This is a genomic window from Micromonospora sp. NPDC049359 (genome assembly GCF_044466585.1).
Taxonomy (GTDB): Bacteria; Actinomycetota; Actinomycetes; order Mycobacteriales; family Micromonosporaceae; genus Micromonospora.
In genome coordinates, this window is the sequence record NZ_JBITMW010000009.1 from 129211 (window position 1) to 145142 (window position 15932).

Here is a 15932-nt window from a genome sequence, read left to right on the forward strand (position 1 = left end):
GGGCACGGTCAGCGGGGCGGGTGCACGTCGGCGGGGCGGCGCAGCGGCGGGAGCAGCCGGCCCAGCTCGTCGGGGCCGGTGAGCGGGCACGGGAACGCCAGCCGGACGCGCCGCCGTGCGCCGGGGCGTCCGAGAGCGACCACCAGCCCGTAGCGGTCGACACGCACCACGCGCGGCGGGCCGTCCGGGGCCTCTTCGGTCAGGCCGAGCTGCCGGCACAGGTAGTCGGTGACGGCGGCGGGCTCGCGCTGGGCGAAGTCGGCGAGCAGCAGGGCCTCGAAGGGGTGCACCGGATCCGGCTCCGCCTCGGCGTACTCCACCGGGTCGATCCGGTGCACGACGCCGGCCCGCTCCCAGCGGACCTCGGCCACCTCGAAGCGGAACAGCCGGAACCGGGCGCCGACGTCGAGCAGGTCGCCGGTCGGCTCGACGGCCGCGAAGTCGACCGCGGCGCGGCGTGCCTCGTCGTCGTGCAGTTCGGCGGCCCAGCCGGAGACCCAGGCCCGCCCGAGCCCGGGAGCGCCGGCCGCGGGCGGCAGGTCGAGGACGTCCAGGACCACCGCGACGTCGTCGCCCCCGGCGGCGGGCTGTAGCGCGGCGCCCAGGTGGCTGGCCACCGGCACCAGCAGCAACACGCGGCCGTCGGGGTCGGTCACGTGCCGGGCGTGGTGCGGACCCGGGCGGCGAGCCAGGTGGACGAGGCCGGGCAGGCGACCGGCGACGAGGGTACGGACGATCTCGGCGGGGCTGGGCCGCATGGCGCAACCTCCTTCAAAGGTTAGCCTTACCTAACCGGAGCGTAGAGCACCAGCACCACCGCGTCCACCAGCCGATGCCATGGACATCGACCCGTTACCTGGTCTGCTCCAGCCAGGAGGCGTACAGCAGCCCGTAGACCGAGTCGGCGTCGCGCACCAACTCGTCGTGCGGGCCCCGCTGCACGACGCGCCCCCGGTCCACCACGATGACCTCGTCGGCGGCCTGGGCGGTGGAGAGCCGGTGCGCGATGGCGAGGGTCGTACGCCCCCGCGTGACCGCGTCCAGGGTGCGCTGCAAGCGCACCTCGGTCGCCGGATCCACCGCGCTGGTCGCCTCGTCCAGCACCAGCAGGTCGGGGTCGGCCACGTACGCGCGGGCCAGCGCGACGAGCTGCCGCTCCCCCACGCTCAGCGCCTCGCCGCGCTCCCCGACCGGGGTGTTGAGGCCGGCGGGCAGACCGTCCAACCAGTCCGCCAGGCCCAACTCCGTAAAGGCGGCCCCCAGCTCATCGTCGGTCAACTCCGGCCGGGCGAACCGCACGTTGTCCCCCACCGTCGCGTCGAAGAGGAACCCGTCCTGCGGGACCATCACCACCCGGGCGCGCAGCGAGTCGAAACGCACCTGCGCCAGCGGCACCCCGGACAGCAGCACCGCCCCCGCCGACGGATCCATCAGTCGGGTCAGCAGCTTCGCGAAGGTCGTCTTGCCGCTGCCCGTCTCGCCGACCACCGCCACCCGGCTCTTCGCCGGGATCTCCAGGTCGATGTCGTGCAGCACCGGCGGGCCGCCGGGATAGGCGAACCGTACGCCCGAGAACCGGATGTCCAACGGACCGATCGGCAGGTCCCGGCCCTGCTCCCCGGGATCCGCGACGTCCGGGGCGACGTCCAGCACGTCCAGCACCCGGCGCCAGCCCGCGATCGCGTTCTGCGCCTCGTTGAGCACCTCGGTGGCGATCTGCACCGGCTGGATGAACAGCGTCACCAGGAAGAGGAACGCGGTCAGCTGACCGATCGACAGCGTGCCGTCCACGCCCAGCGTCACCCCGAGCACCACCACGCCGGCCAGCGCCAACCCGGCCGCCAACTCACCGACCGAGCTGCCCACGATGCTGATCCGGATGGCCCGCTGCTGCGCCATGCGCTGCGCGTCGATGGCCTCGTCCAGCCGCCGCTCGGTACGCCCCGCGATGCCGTACGCCCGGATCACCGGCGCGCCCACGACGCTCTCGCCGATCGCGCCCAGCAGCGCGCCGGTGCGCTGGCGCACCGTCGCGTACGCCGCGCCGAGTCGGCGCTGCAACTGCCGGATGACGAGCACCGCCGGCAGGAACGCCACCAGCACCACCAGGGTCAACTGCCAGGAGTACGCCAGCATGACGGCCGTCGTCACCACGAGCTGGCCCAGGTTGACCAGCAGGATCACCCCGCCCCACTGGAGGAACTGGGTGATCTGGTCGACGTCGCTGGTCACCCGCGAGACCAGCGAGCCGCGGCGCTCCGACTGCTGGTGCAGCATCGACAGGTCGTGCACGTGCCGGAACGCCCGCGTCCGCACGTTCGCCAACGCGGTCTCGCTGACCGTGAACAGCCGGCGCATCATCAGGTAGCCGCAGGCCGTGGTGACCACGAGGATCGCCGCGGTGACCGCCACCACCCACCAGACGACGTCCAGCCTCAGGCCGCCGACGATGCCTCGGTCGATGCCCTGCTGCACCGCCACCGGAACGGCCACCCGGCCCACCATGTAGACCAGCGCCAGGGCCAGGGTGGCGGCCAGCCCGGTCCGCAGCTCGGGCGAGAGGGCCAGCCCCCGCCGCAACGTCCGCCAGGTCGTCTCCGGCCGCTCGTCGCGCTCGTCGGTCGTCACCGTCGTACTCAATGGTCCACCTCGATCTCCAGGCCCGACGGGAGCGGCGCCACCTCGTCGTCGTACGCGCGCTCCTGCGCGCGGTCGACCTCCGCCTGCTCGTAGGCGGTGACCAGGTCCACGTACCCGGGCACGGTGGCCAGCAGCTCGGTGTGCGTGCCCCGCGCGATCACCCGCCCCTGCTCGACGTAGATGACCTCGTCGGCGAGGGCGATGGTGGCCCGGCGGTACGCCACGACGAGGATCGACGCGGCGGGAACCCCCGGCTCGCCGGCCGAGGAGCGCAGGCCGGCGAGGATGGCCGCCTCCACGCGCGGGTCCACGGCGCTCGTCGCGTCGTCGAGCACCAGCAGGCGTGGCCGCCCGGCGAGGGCGCGGGCCAGGGTGAGCCGCTGCCGCTGCCCGCCGGAGAGCGAGGTGCCCCGCTCGCCGACCATCGTGTCCAGCCCGTCGGGCAGCGCCGCGACGAAACCGTCCGCCTCGGCCAGGCGCAGTGCCGCCCACACGTCCTCGTCGTCGATGCCCGGCCGGTCCAGGGCGATGTTGGCCCGTACGGTGTCGTCGAAGACGAACGGCACCTGCGCCACGAGCGCGACCGTGCCGGCCAGCGACGCGGCGGTCAGGTCGCGCGTGTCCACGTCGTCCAGGGTGACGGTGCCCGAGTCCGGGTCGACCAGGCGTACGGCCAACGAGGCGATGGTGGACTTGCCCGCGCCGGTCGGCCCGACCAGGGCGACCGTGCGGCCCGCCGGGACGGTGAAGCCGACCTCGCCGAGCACCTGCGCGCCGGGCTGGTGAGCCTCGGCGGGCGGATAGGAGAAGTGCACGTCGGTGAAGGTGAGGCTGGCCGGGCCCGGGGTGGCCGGGTCGAGCACCCGCTGTCCGTACGGCATCTCGCCGGTGGCGTCGAGGACCCGGCGCACCCGGTCCCAGCCCGCGACGCTGCGCGGCAGCTCGGCGAGCACCCAGCCGATGGCCCGTACCGGGAAGGCCAGCACGGTGAAGAGGAAGGCGACGCTGACCAGCTCGGTGACGCTGATCGCGCCCTGGCGCAGCCGGAACGCCCCGACCACCAGGACGGCCAGGGTGCCGAGGCTGGGCAGTGTCTCCAGCAGCGGGTCGAAGACGCCCCGCAGCCGGCCGACCGCGATGAGGGCGTCGCGCAGCTCACCGGCGCGGCCGGCGAACCGGGCGGTCTCCTGCGCCTCGCGGCCCATGGTCTTGACCACCAGCGCGCCGTCGAAGCTCTCGTGCGCGATGCCGCTGACCTCGGCGCGCAACCGCTGCGCGCGGGCCTGGCGGGGCGCCATCCGGCGGGAGTAGACCACGTTGAGCGCGAACAGCGCGGGGAACACCGCGAGGCCGACCAGGGCCAGGGCCCAGTCGGTGGCGAACAGCGAGACGATCGCGCCGACCAGCATCACCAGCGTGCCCACCGCGAAGGGCAGCGGGGCGATCGGATACCAGGCCGCCTCCACGTCGGAGTTGGCGTTGGACAGCAGCGTGCCGGTGGCGTTGCGGTGGTGCCAGGACAGCGGCAGGTCCAGGTAGCGGCGGGTGACCCGGCGGCGGTAGGCGGCCTGGAGCCGGTACTGCATGTAACCGGCGCCGAGCCGGCGGCCGAAGATGCCGACCACCCGCAGCACGCTGATCCCGAAGAGGGCCACCGCCGCCAGCACCAGCGCGCCGACGCCGACCTCGCCCCGGGCGATCGCCGGCACCACCACGTCGCCGACGACCGCGCCCACCACGTACGCGCTCACGATGACCATCGAGCCGAACAGCACGCTGCCGACCACGGCGACCGTGAAGATCCGTGGCTGCTCGCGGATCGCCTGCCGCAGCACCCCCAGCCCTCTGCCGAGCACGTCCCGGCTTGTCCTGCTCGCCACGCTCTCCCCCGCCGTAAGCCACAATTATCTACCTCATCCTTACCGGTGCGGGCCTGCGCCGCCGACCCGGACGGGATATGTCGACCATCACGTATTCCACGCCCGCGCCAGCGGTACGACCCGGTCCCGCTCGCCGCGCGGCCGCCAGGGTCCGGGCCTACGATCGGCCCATGTCGCGGTACGCCCGAGCCGAGCGCGAGACGCTGGCCGATCTCCTCCTGGCCCTCGGGCCCGACGCACCGACGATCAACGAGGGCTGGGCGACGCGCGACCTCGCCGCGCACCTGGTGCTGCGCGAGCGCCGTCTGGACGCCGCCGGCGGGATCCTGCTGCCGCCTCTGCGGGGGTACGCCGAACGGGTCCGCCGCCGGCTCGCCGCCGGGCCCTACCCGGAGCTGGTGGCGAAGGTACGCCGGCCACCGGTGTGGAGCCCGGTCAGCAACCCGCTGACCGACGAGCTGGTCAACACCATGGAGTTCTTCATCCACCACGAGGACGTTCGGCGGGCCGTCGGGGGATGGCAGCCGCGTGAGTTGCCGCGTGGCCTGCAGGCCACCCTGTGGAAGCGGGCCGCACCGATGGCCCGGCTGACGCTGCGGCGCTTCCCGGCGGACCTCTACGTGCAGGCGCCGGGGTACGGCGAGGTCTCCGTCGGCCGTGGCGGCGAACGACTGCGCCTGGTGGGTGCCCCGGCCGAGTTGGCCCTGTTCCTGTCCGGACGGCAGCGGGTGGCCAGGGTCCAGCTGGACGGCCCGGCGTCGTCCGCGCGGCAGCTGCGCAACGCCAGCCTGGGCATGTGACTTTCTGCGCCTAATCGGTCACAGCAACGTCGGACGAATGCCCCAGTCCCAACGATGCATACCGATACCTCCTCCCGTACGCTTCACCGCGCCGTTCCGCGCCGGGGCGGCACGATGTGGGGGCACACGATGCGAAGTTTCGCAATCTCGGCGCTACGGGAACCCTCCTTCACGGCGGGGCGCCACAAGTCCACAGATCTGGTAGCCAACGAGAGCGTCGATTGGGCGCGCGCTTTCGGCCTGGTCAACTCCGGTCAAATTCATCGACTGCAACGGGCGGACGCCGCCGGCCTGGCGGGCCGAGCCTGCCCGGACGGGCCGGCACGGGGGCTGCGACTCCTCACCGACCTGATCTCCTGGCTGTTCGTCATGGACGACGCCTGCGACGAGGACGGCCTCGGGGCCGATCCGAGCCGGCTGGCGCCGGTCATCGCCGCCCTGCTCAACGTGTTGGACCGGGCCGGCGACCCGCGCGCCGTACCACCGCCGGAGGCCGGCCCGCTGGGCGCCGCGCTGCACGACCTGTGCCGCCGGACCCGGGCCGAGGGCCGGGCGCCGATGCTGCTGCGGTTCGTCAGCCAGGTCCGCCAGTACCTGCTGGCGCTGCTCTGGGAGGCCAGCAACCGGGAGCGCCGCCGGGTACCGGGGGTCACGGAGTACGTCCAACTGCGTCGGCACATCGGCGGCGTACATCCCTGTCTCACCCTGACCGACCTCGCGTCGGAGCAGCCACCCGGGCCGGCGCGGCGGGCCGATCCGGCGCTGACCGCCCTGGACCTGCTGGCGGTGGACCTGGTGTGCTGGTGCAACGACCTCTTCTCGTACGGCAAGGAGAGCCGGTCCGGCCCGGACGCGCACAACCTGGTGACGGTCATCGCCCAGGAGAGCGGCCTCGACGAGGCGGGCGCGTTACGGGCCGCCGCGGAACGCTTCAACCGGGGGTTGGCGGCGTACCAGGCGGCGGAGGAGGGCCTGCTGGCGAGCGGTGTCGCGGCGTTGCGCTCGCCGTTGGCCGCGCGGCGCAACTGGGTCCGGGCCACCTACGACTGGTCGGTCGTGGCTGCCCGCTACGCCTGATTCAGGGCGCCGGTCGGCGCGGCAGGGTCGCCGGACGATCACCGGCACTAGCCGATGCCCGGTATCAGGCAATACTCTTCGGTAACCACTATGACGTGACGACCGTCACGTCGCCACCCCCGAAGGCGGCTACAGCGATGGCTCTCGATGTACCGTACCGTTCCATCCCGGACATGTTCCTCAAGCGCGTGGCGGCCACCCCCGACCGGCACGCGTTCGCGTCCCCGACCCCTGACGACTCGGGGCCCAACTGGTTGACCTGGGCGCAGGTCGGCCAGCGCGCCAAGGCCGTCGCCGCCGGCCTGCACGCGCTCGGCGTCGGCCAGGAGAACCCGGTCGCGATCCTCGCCAACACGCGACTGGACTGGGTGGTCGCCGACCTGGGCATCATGTGCGCCGGCGGGGCGACCACCACCGTCTACCCGACCACCGAGCCGGCGGACGCGACGTACATCATCGCCGACTCCGGCTCGCGGGTCCTCTTCGCGGAGAACCCGGCGCAGGCGGCCAAGATTGCCGGAGCGGAGCTGCCGGCGCTGACCCACGTGGTGCTCTTCGACGGCGCCCCCGACCCGAACGCCGCGATCCCCCAGCTCACCCTCACCGAGCTGGAAGAGCGGGGCAGCCGGGCGCTGGCCGCCGAACCCGATCTGATCGACATGCTCGTGGCCGGCATCGGCCGCGACCACCTGGCCACGCTGATCTACACCTCCGGCACCACCGGCCAGCCCAAGGGTGTCGAACTGTTGCACGGTGGGTGGTGCTGGGAGGCGGTGGCGCAGGCCGACGGCGGGCTGCTGCGCGACGACGACCTGCAGTACCTGTGGCTGCCGCTGGCGCACTCGTTCGGCAAGACGCTGCTCTGCGGCGCGATCCACGTCGGCCTGCCGACGTACGTGGACGGGCGGGTGGAGAAGCTGGTCGACCTGCTCGCGGTGATCCGCCCGACGCTGATGTGTGGCGCCCCCCGCGTCTTCGAGAAGGTCTACAACCGGGCGGTCACCACCGCGCAGGGCGCCGGCGGCGCGAAGGCGAAGATCTTCGCCTGGGGTGTCCAGGTCGGTAAGGAGAAGGTCGCGCTGGAGCAGGCCGGCAAGCCGGTGCCGGCCGGGCTCAAGCTGCGCTACGGGCTGGCCGAGAAGCTGGTGTTCAGCAAGCTCCAGGCCCGCCTGGGCGGCCGGATGCGGGTGCTGGTCTCCGGCGCCGCGCCGCTCAGCCCGGAGATCGCCACCTTCTTCGCCGCGGCCAACCTGCCGATCTCGGAGGGCTACGGCCTCACCGAGACCAGCGCCGGCAACTTCGTCAACCCACCGGACGGGCTGCGCATCGGCACGGTCGGGAGGGCGATGGGCGACCTGGAGTGCCGGGTCGACACCGACGGCGAGATCCTCGTGCGGGGTCGCCCGGTGATGCGCGGCTACCACAACCTGCCCGAGGAGACCGCCGCCGCGTTCACCGAGGACGGCTTCTTCCGCACCGGCGACATCGGCACGCTCGACGAGCAGGGCTACCTGCGGATCACCGACCGCAAGAAGGACCTGGTCAAGACCTCGGGCGGCAAGTACATCGCGCCGTCGCACATCGAGGGCATGTTCAAGGCCATCTGCCCGTACACCTCGCAGGCGGTCGTGATCGGGCAGGCCCGCAACTTCTGCACGATGCTCGTCACGCTCGACGCGGACGCCATCCGCGGCTGGGTGGCCGGCGGCCCGCTGGAGGGCCGCGACTACACCGAGATCGTCGCCTCGCCGGAGGCGCAGGCGATGGTCGAGGAGTACGTCGCCCAGCTCAACGCCAAGCTGAACCGCTGGGAGACGATCAAGAAGGTGGCGATCCTGCCGCGTGACCTGACCATCGAGGACGGCGAGGTCACGCCGTCGTTGAAGATCAAGCGACGGGGCGTGGAGAGCAACTTCGCCGCCGAGATCGACAAGATGTACGCCGGCTCCCTCGCCGAGCTCTAGGAACGTGTCGTCGTGGCCCCGCACCCGCCCGGGTGTGGGGCCACCGGCGTCCTCGGGTCCGCTCAGGCGATGACCGACGGCTCCGGCCACCGCTGCCGGCCGCTGCGGTCCAGGTCGTAGCGGACCGTGGCGATCCGCTCCACGGCCTCCACCAGCTCGGCGGCCGGCAGGGTGAAGGGCAACCGCAGGAAGCGTTCCAGGGTGCCGTCCAGACCGAACCTCGGCCCGGGCGCGAGCCGTACGCCGACCTCCTCGGCGGCCCGCGCGAGCGCGCTGGAGACCGGGCCGTCCAGCTCGGCCCAGAGGGTCACGCCGCCGCGCGGCACGGTCACCCGCCAGTCCGGTAGTCGGTGCGCCAGCGCGCCGAGCAACGCGTCGCGCTGGGCGGCGAGCTGCGCCCGACGGTCGGCGACGATGGCCGCCGCGTCGGCGAGCAGGCGCACCGCGACCAACTGGTCGAGCACCGGGCTGGACATGTCGACGCCGACCCGGACCGCCGCCAGCCGCTGCACCTGCGGCGCGGAGGCGCGGACCCAGCCGATCCGCAGACCACCCCAGTAGGGCTTACTCATCCCTCCGATGCTGACCACCCGGGAGTGCCGGTCGAACGTGGCCGTGGGCGGGGGCAGCTCGACGCCGTCCAGCGGGAGGTCCACGAAGGACTCGTCGACGATGAGATCGGTGCCCACGGCGTGGGCGGCGGCGACCACCCGCTCGCGCAACGCGGCGGGCATCAGGTGGCCGGTCGGGTTCTGGAACTCCGGGATCAGGTACGCCAACTTGGGGCGGGTCTGCCGCAGGCTGCCCAGCAACAGGTCGGGCTCCCAGCCGCCGGCGTCGGCGGACAGACCGTGCGTGGCGATCCGGGCCCGCCGGCCGGCCAGCGCGGCGAGCGCGTTGGGGTAGGTCGGTGACTCGACCAGCACGTTCCCGCCGGGGGCCAGGGCGAGGCGCAGCACCAGGTCCAGGGCGTGCTGGGTGCCGCTGGTGACCATGATCTGGTCGGCCGAGGTGGGTAGCCCGCGCGCGGTGTAACCGGCGGCCACCGCCTCGCGCAGCTCACCGATGCCGGTCGGGTGGTAGCCGGCGCCGCCCAGGTAGCGGGGCAGGTCCTCGACGGCGGCCCGCGCAGCCCCGAGCAGTTGCGGCGGGGCCGCCAACGCGGCGACGCCGAGGTCGATCATGTCCCGGTCGTCCAGTGGGGTCCACAGGCCGGTGCTGGCGACCCGGTGGTTGCCCGGCAGCATCGTCCAACTGCCGGCGCCCCGCCGGCTGGCCAGGTGGCCGGTCTCACGCAGCTCCCGGTACGCGGCGGTGACCGTGGTACGGCTGATCCGCAGCGCCTCGGCCAGCTCACGTTCCGCCGGCAGCCGCACGCCCAGGGGAAGCCGGGCGTCGGCGAGCAGCCCGCGTACCGCACCGGCGAGCGCCGCGTAGTCGGGGCTGCGGCGACGGCCCGGCAGGGCGTGCCACTGCCCCAGCAGGCGCGCTAATTGGACCCCTCGCACCTGACCAGTCATGACCACTCCTCGGATATTGGCCTCTTCCTCCGGGAGGATTGGCACCTAGGGTGGCATGCATGGCACTGATTGGCAATCTGCGGGAGCGGCCGGTACGACGGCTCAGCCAGCTCTACGCCGGGCTCGTCCTCTACGGGGTCAGCATGGCCCTGATGGTCCGCTCCCAGCTGGGCCTGGACCCCTGGGACGTCTTCCACCAGGGGCTGTCCGAGCTGACCGGGCTCTCCTTCGGCACGGTCACCATCGGTGTCGGCGCCCTGGTGCTGCTGCTCTGGATTCCGCTGCGACAGCGGCCCGGCCTCGGCACCGTCAGCAACGTGGTGGTGGTCGGCCTCGTGGTGGACGCCACTCTGGCCCTGCTGCCCGCCGGTGGTCCCCTCGGCGTCCGCATCGCCCTGTTGATCACCGGGATCGTCGCCAACGGCGCCGCCACCGCGCTCTATCTCGGCGCCCGCCTGGGTCCGGGCCCACGCGACGGGCTGATGACCGGCTTCGTCGCCCGTCGGCCCCGCTTCTCGGTGCGACTGGTGCGTACCGTCATCGAGGTCACCGTGCTCGCGCTGGGCTGGCTGCTCGGCGGCACGGTCGGCGTGGGTACCGTCGCGTACGCGCTGGCCATCGGTCCGCTGGCGCAGTTCTTCATCCCGCTCGTCGCGGTGCCCCCGGCCAAGGCCGACGCTGAGGACGAGTCGGCGGTCACCGCCGGTGACCCGTCGCGTGCCCCGGCCGCCTGAACGTTCACCGACCGTTCACGGACCGGCACGCCGCGCTGGTGGAAGTGGGCTCGTTGGAGGGTGGGTGTTCCCTTCCGCGTCGCTCGCCGTCATCATCACTGCATGGGGGAGAACGGTTGGCGCTGGAGCGACGCATGGATCTTCGTGTCGTTGGTCATCGCGAGCGGCGCCGGACGGCACCGCCGTTCCGCGACCAGCCGCCGGCCGGAGGGCGTACGTCTGACCGACGTGCTGTCCACCGCCGACCATCTCAACCACGCGATTCCCGAACGACACGAGGTGGAGGCCGCGGTCCAGCGGCTGGTCGGCGCGGGCCTGGTCACCGTCGCCGACGGGTGGTTCCGCATCACCGCCGAGGGTGAGCAGCTCTGGCGCAGCCGGCCCCGGGCCGGCGTCGCCACGATGGTGGACACCGTGCAGGGGGTCCTGACCCGCCGGCACGCGCCCGGCAGCGCGGACTGGATCCTGGAGGAGGCCGACCACGCGGCGGCCGTGCAGGAGTACGCCGTCCGCTCGATCCCCACGCCCCGCCGCTCACCCGAGGGGCAGTCCGGCGGCCACTGACCCCCAACGAGATCTTGGACAGTTTCCGTTAGCTACTAACGAAAACTGTCCAACATTGCCACGGTTAGGGCGCGCCGACGGGCGGAGCGGGTAGCGGCAGGACCAGCAGGTGCGTGGGTGTGCCGTCGGGCATCGCCGACCCGCCGACCTGCCGCCAACCCGCGCGCTGGTAGATGTCGCGGGCCGGCGCGGCCGGGTTGGACGCGAGAGTCGCCCGCCGCTCGGCCCGCCCGTCGAGGAGCCGGTACATAAGCTGCGCGCCGACGCCCTCACCCCGCCGGCCGGGACGCACGATCCATTCCATGACCGCGAACTTGTCGACGGCGCGGAGATCGGCGGGCGGCTCGGCGGTGGCACGCGTCCACCAACGCCCGGCAGCCATCGTCGAACCGTACGCCGCACCGACCAGTTCCCCCGCGTCGTCCGCCACCACGAGGGTGAACCCAGGGCGCCTCGTCTCAGCGGGCAGGGCGGCGGCGAACGCGGCCACCTGATCCGGTCCCTCGACGTACGGCGGCTCCGCGTAGACGACCGCGTACAGACGTACCAGCGCCGGAAACACGGCCGCGGCCGATTCGGGAGTGTGCATGCGGTACGTGACGGGCATGGCGGAGCAGCCTAGTCCGTTCGACAGCAGATCGAGGACATGTCAGGTTGGTCGCCGCTCTCAAGTGCCTTCCGGTATCTGCGGTTCGACGGCGGATGGGCGACGATGCCGAACCGGCCAGCCGAGGAATCGATCGAACAGATCGGCCGCAGTGCCTGTGACGGCAGGGTTGAGCCGGTGCAGGTCATCGATGGCTTCGTGTAGGCAGCCGGCGAGATAAAGGAACAGGCTCAGCGACATGTCACGGTACTCGACCACGAGAGCGACTTTCGCCGTTCCGCACGGCCACGGCTGTCCGCACCGGCAGCACAGCCACAGCGGACGCATCGGCAGATGCCCGCTCTCCCGAGACCGGTCCCGCCGCACCGTCATGAATGGGCATCCCGTCGGGACGGCCGGCGGTGGGCTCGCCGGGGGATTGGCAAGCCCACCGCCACCGAACGGCGGCTCGGGGAAGGCCGCCGATCACCCACCCGCGCAGCCCCGATGGCGATACGCAGATGGGGAGTAGTCCGGACGCGAGCAGGACCTGAGCGTTCGGCCAGATCGTGAGGTCGATCGCGCTTCCAACAGCTCACCCTGCACCCCAGCTCAGTAGGTCGCTTGATCGCTGGTCTTCACCCAACGGTGCGCCGGCTGATCCCAGTGCGGCATTGGCGCAGTTTCGATGCACTCCCATTGCGACGACTACGGTGAGCTGGATAAATGGATCCGTGATGCACAGTGGCGGCAACGGTCGGCGAGCACCGGGCTTGCGGCGGCACAGGCTCGCGCAACGACGCAAGGCGATCGGCCTCAGCCAGGAACGCCTCGCCGAAGTCCTCGGCGTGGATCGTTCCACCATCGTGCGCTGGGAACGCGCGGAGACCGACCCGCAACCCTGGCTCCGCCCACACCTGGCCAGGGCGCTCAAGGTGTCCGTTGAGGAACTGGCCGATCTGTTGGCCGACACCCGCCGACCACCCGCCACGCTCGACGGACGTCTCGACTACGCGTTGCGGCAGCCCGGTCGCGTCGACCTGATCACCGTGGCACACATACGGGAGCGCGTACGGCATCTGGACGAGCGCTACGACCGAACGCCTTCGACTCTTCTGCTCGCCGAGGCGGCACAGTTGCACGGTCAGGCGGTCTTCCTCCGCCAGCACGCCCAGGTCGGCTCAGTTCAACGGGAACTGGCTGCGGCGGTCGCCGAGGCGGCGACGCTGATGGGCCAACTGGTATGGGACGCCACACAGCGACACGACCACGCGGCCAGCGCGGCCTACTTCGACCAGGCGGCCGACGCCGCGAGGGAGGCCCGCGATCCGGTCGCCGAAGCCAACGCGTTGCTGCGCAAGAGCTACCTCGCGCTCTACGGCACCAAGCGCCCAACCGCTGCCGTCGCGTTGGCGACGCAGGCAGTTGCCGTCAACGACCGGCTCCTCACCCTCATGACTCCCTAGGAGCACCAGCGTGACAAGCACCGACGACGCCAAGCAGTCCGTTCGACGACGCGTCTGGGACCTCCTCGAACGCGGAGGCGTCGCACCGCCGGGCGTTCACGGCCACATCCCCGACTTCGCCGGCAAGGAAGACGCGGCCGCCCGGCTCGCGGAACTGGATATCTGGAAACGGGCACGGGTCATCAAGTGCAATCCCGACCGCGCCCAACTGCCGGTCCGGGTCCGCGCCCTCCAGGAGGGCAAGCTGCTCTACATGGCGGTTCCGCGACTCGCCACCCCGGAACCCTTCTACCTGCTCGACCCGGCCGCTCTGCACGTCCCGTTCGAGATGGCCGCCACGAGCAGTGGCGCCCCGGAGGTCGCCCCCACGGTCGGCACCGATGGCATGCGCCCGGTGGATCTGATCGTTTGCGGCAGCGTCGCGATCAACCGACACAACGGCGTGCGACTCGGCAAGGGAGCCGGCTACTCGGACCTGGAGATCGCGCTCCTGGCCGAGGCCGGCCTCGTGTCCAAGGAGACGACCATCGCCACCACCGTCCACCAGAGCCAACTCCTCGACGAGGAACTACCGCACGCCGACCACGACTTCAGCGTCGACTACGCGGTCACCCCCGACGAGGTCGTCGCATGCGTGCCGGACCGGAAGCGACCGTCCGGCATCATCAGGGAGAACCTCCGCGCCGACCAGCTCGACACCATCCCCGTGCTGCGCTGACTGCTCCGCCGGGTCCACGAGATGCCAGCCAGCGGCGTGCGCGTTCGATGCGGGACACGGGCGGGACCGCTCGACGCGTACCCACCGGGGCCGGCGCGGACGACGGCTCGGCGCGGCTAGCGGACCGGGTGGCCGTTGCGGCGCAGGGCGTCCTTGACCTCGCCCACCGTCAGCTCGCCGAAGTGGAAGACGCTGGCTGCGAGGACCGCGTCGGCCCCGGCTCCGATCGCGGGCGGGAAGTGCGCCACCTCGCCGGCCCCTCCGCTGGCGACGACCGGCACGTCCACCACGGCTCGCACCGCGGCGATGAGTTCCAGGTCGAAGCCCGCCTTGGTGCCGTCGGCGTCCATCGAGTTGAGCAGGATCTCCCCCGCGCCCAGCTCGGCCACCCGCCGGGCCCAGTCCACCGCGTCGATGCCGGTGCCGCGCCGACCGCCGTGGGTGGTGACCTCGAACCCGCTGGGCGTGTCGCCCGTGGGCGCGCGGCGTACGTCGAGGGAGAGCACGAGCACCTGCCGGCCGAACCGGTCGGCGATCTCGGCGATCAGCTCCGGCCGGGCGATGGCGGCGGTGTTCACGCCGACCTTGTCGGCTCCGGCGCGCAGCAGCGTGTCGACGTCGCCGACCTGCCGGACCCCGCCCCCGACGGTCAGCGGGATGAAGACCGACTCGGCGGTGCGGCGTACCACGTCGAGCATGGTGCCCCGGTCACTTGACGACGCGGTGACGTCGAGGAAGGTCAGCTCGTCGGCGCCGGCCCGGTCGTAGACGGCGGCCAGCTCCACCGGGTCGCCGGCGTCGCGCAGGTCGAGGAAGTTGACCCCCTTGACCACCCGCCCGGCGTCCACGTCGAGACAGGGGATCACCCGTACCGCCACCGTCATGCGGTCAGCCTATCCTCCGCGCACGGCTCGGCGGCCGACCCGAGGGGGCCGACCGCCGTGCCGCAGGTGCACGTCACACCCGGACGAGCATCTTGCCCAGGTTTTCGCCGCGGAGCAGGCCGAGGAACGCCGCCGGGGCGTTCTCGATGCCGTCGACGACCGTCTCGTCGTAGGAGAGTTTGCCCTCGCGCAGCCAGCCGGCCACGTCCTGGACGAACGTCGCGCGCACGTTGTTGTGGTCGTTGACCAGGAACCCGCGCAGGGTGAGCCGCTTGCCGATGACCAGCGCCAGGTTGCGCGGCGCGGCCGGCGGCTCGGTGGCGTTGTACTGGGCGATCATGCCGCAGATGGCGACCCGGCCGTGCAGGTTCATGGCCGAGATCGCCGCCTCCAGGTGGTCGCCACCGACGTTGTCGAAGTAGACGTCGATGCCGTCCGGGGCGGCGGCGCGCAACGAGTCGCGGACCGGCCCGTCGTGGTAGTCGAACGCGGCGTCGAAGCCGAGTGCCCGGAGCCGCTCGACCTTGGCGGCCGACCCGGCGCTGCCGATGACCCGGCCCGCGCCCTTGAGCTTGGCGATCTGGCCCACCAGGCTGCCGACCGAGCCGGCCGCGGCGGAGACGAAGACCGTCTCGCCGGGCCGCATCGCGGCGACCTCCAGCAGACCGGCGTACGCGGTGAGTCCGGGCATGCCGAGCACGCTCAGGTACGCGCTGGCCGGGGCGATGCTCGCGTCGACGGTGCGGGCGCGGCCGGCGTCGAGCAGCGCGTACTCCCGCCAGCCGAGCCCGTGCAGGACGGTGTCGCCCACGGCGATGTCGGGTGACTCGCTGGCCACCACCTCGCCGACGGCGGCCCCGTCGAGGGGGGCGTCGAGCGCGAACGGCGGCACGTACGACTTGACGTCGTTCATCCGTCCCCGCATGTACGGGTCGACGGAGACGTACTGGTTGCGGACCACGATCTGGCCCGGTCCGGGCGTCGGGACGTCGGTCTCGACGAGCCGGAAGGTGTCCTCGGTGGGCCAGCCGTCGGGGCGGCGGGCCAGGTGGATCTCGCGGTTGCTGGTCATCGGGGGGTCGTCCTCTCGTACGCGGGT

The 15932-nt window shown here is 72.3% G+C and carries 14 protein-coding genes and 1 pseudogene; 7 read left to right on the plus strand and 8 right to left on the minus strand.

The annotated features are described in order from the left end of the window. Window positions 1-8 precede the first annotated feature (8 nt). The 3 genes from ACIBTX_RS21270 to ACIBTX_RS21280 all read right to left on the minus strand — a co-directional run bounded on the left by ACIBTX_RS21270 (window position 9) and on the right by ACIBTX_RS21280 (window position 4520). Entirely contained in the window at window positions 9-758 is a 750-nt protein-coding gene (locus ACIBTX_RS21270; protein ID WP_357170746.1) for a DUF2470 domain-containing protein, read from the minus strand. 94 nt (window positions 759-852) lie between these two features. Beyond that, complete coding sequence (locus ACIBTX_RS21275) at window positions 853-2628, minus strand: ABC transporter ATP-binding protein (RefSeq protein ID WP_396832921.1); 1776 nt, start codon at window positions 2626-2628, stop codon at window positions 853-855. Window positions 2629-2636: 8 nt separating this feature from the next. Next, window positions 2637-4520: an ABC transporter ATP-binding protein gene (locus ACIBTX_RS21280; RefSeq protein WP_396832886.1), complete on the minus strand. Its 1884-nt coding sequence runs from the start codon at window positions 4518-4520 to the stop codon at window positions 2637-2639. 170 nt (window positions 4521-4690) lie between these two features. On the opposite strand from ACIBTX_RS21280, the gene ACIBTX_RS21285 reads away from it, so the two are divergent. From ACIBTX_RS21285 to ACIBTX_RS21295, 3 genes are all read left to right on the plus strand, one after another. Continuing rightward, window positions 4691-5320, plus strand: a complete 630-nt coding sequence (locus tag ACIBTX_RS21285) for a TIGR03085 family metal-binding protein (protein WP_357127055.1) — start codon at window positions 4691-4693, stop codon at window positions 5318-5320. Between the two features lie 129 nt (window positions 5321-5449). Further along, a complete protein-coding gene (locus tag ACIBTX_RS21290) occupies window positions 5450-6397 on the plus strand; it encodes a terpene synthase (protein ID WP_396832887.1) in 948 nt (315 codons plus the stop codon). A gap of 137 nt (window positions 6398-6534) precedes the next feature. Then, the gene (locus ACIBTX_RS21295) at window positions 6535-8361 is read left to right on the plus strand and encodes a long-chain fatty acid--CoA ligase (protein WP_357170744.1); all 1827 of its coding nucleotides are present in this window, start codon (window positions 6535-6537) and stop codon (window positions 8359-8361) included. A 62-nt stretch (window positions 8362-8423) separates the two neighbouring features. Here ACIBTX_RS21295 and ACIBTX_RS21300 read toward each other — a convergent pair whose 3' ends face one another. Then, window positions 8424-9881: a PLP-dependent aminotransferase family protein gene (locus ACIBTX_RS21300; protein ID WP_357127047.1), complete on the minus strand. Its 1458-nt coding sequence runs from the start codon at window positions 9879-9881 to the stop codon at window positions 8424-8426. A gap of 59 nt (window positions 9882-9940) precedes the next feature. On the opposite strand from ACIBTX_RS21300, the pseudogene ACIBTX_RS21305 reads away from it, so the two are divergent. Both ACIBTX_RS21305 and ACIBTX_RS21310 read left to right on the plus strand, forming a co-directional pair. Continuing rightward, window positions 9941-10610, plus strand: a pseudogene (locus ACIBTX_RS21305) (YitT family protein); the annotation flags it as partial. Between the two features lie 107 nt (window positions 10611-10717). Further along, window positions 10718-11179: a hypothetical protein gene (locus tag ACIBTX_RS21310; protein WP_357170740.1), complete on the plus strand. Its 462-nt coding sequence runs from the start codon at window positions 10718-10720 to the stop codon at window positions 11177-11179. Between the two features lie 64 nt (window positions 11180-11243). Here ACIBTX_RS21310 and ACIBTX_RS21315 read toward each other — a convergent pair whose 3' ends face one another. Further along, entirely contained in the window at window positions 11244-11786 is a 543-nt protein-coding gene (locus tag ACIBTX_RS21315; protein WP_357170738.1) for a GNAT family N-acetyltransferase, read from the minus strand. A 60-nt stretch (window positions 11787-11846) separates the two neighbouring features. After that, window positions 11847-12158, minus strand: coding sequence for a hypothetical protein (locus ACIBTX_RS21320; protein WP_357170736.1), 312 nt, complete (start codon window positions 12156-12158; stop codon window positions 11847-11849). A gap of 380 nt (window positions 12159-12538) precedes the next feature. Between ACIBTX_RS21320 and ACIBTX_RS21325 the strand changes: the two genes are divergently transcribed. Both ACIBTX_RS21325 and ACIBTX_RS21330 read left to right on the plus strand, forming a co-directional pair. After that, window positions 12539-13231 (plus strand): helix-turn-helix transcriptional regulator, encoded by a 693-nt coding sequence (locus ACIBTX_RS21325; protein WP_357170734.1) that lies wholly within the window; start codon window positions 12539-12541, stop codon window positions 13229-13231. A 10-nt stretch (window positions 13232-13241) separates the two neighbouring features. Next, window positions 13242-13949: a 5-formyltetrahydrofolate cyclo-ligase gene (locus tag ACIBTX_RS21330; RefSeq protein WP_357170732.1), complete on the plus strand. Its 708-nt coding sequence runs from the start codon at window positions 13242-13244 to the stop codon at window positions 13947-13949. A gap of 116 nt (window positions 13950-14065) precedes the next feature. On the opposite strand, the gene hisF is transcribed toward ACIBTX_RS21330, so the two are convergent. Together hisF and ACIBTX_RS21340 are read right to left on the minus strand one after the other, a co-directional pair. Beyond that, window positions 14066-14833, minus strand: a complete 768-nt coding sequence (gene hisF / locus ACIBTX_RS21335) for an imidazole glycerol phosphate synthase subunit HisF (protein WP_357127026.1) — start codon at window positions 14831-14833, stop codon at window positions 14066-14068. 73 nt (window positions 14834-14906) lie between these two features. Continuing rightward, window positions 14907-15905 carry an NADP-dependent oxidoreductase gene (locus ACIBTX_RS21340; protein WP_357170730.1) on the minus strand — a complete coding sequence of 333 codons (999 nt, stop codon included), beginning with the start codon at window positions 15903-15905 and terminating at the stop codon, window positions 14907-14909. Between the last annotated feature and the right edge of the window lie 27 nt (window positions 15906-15932).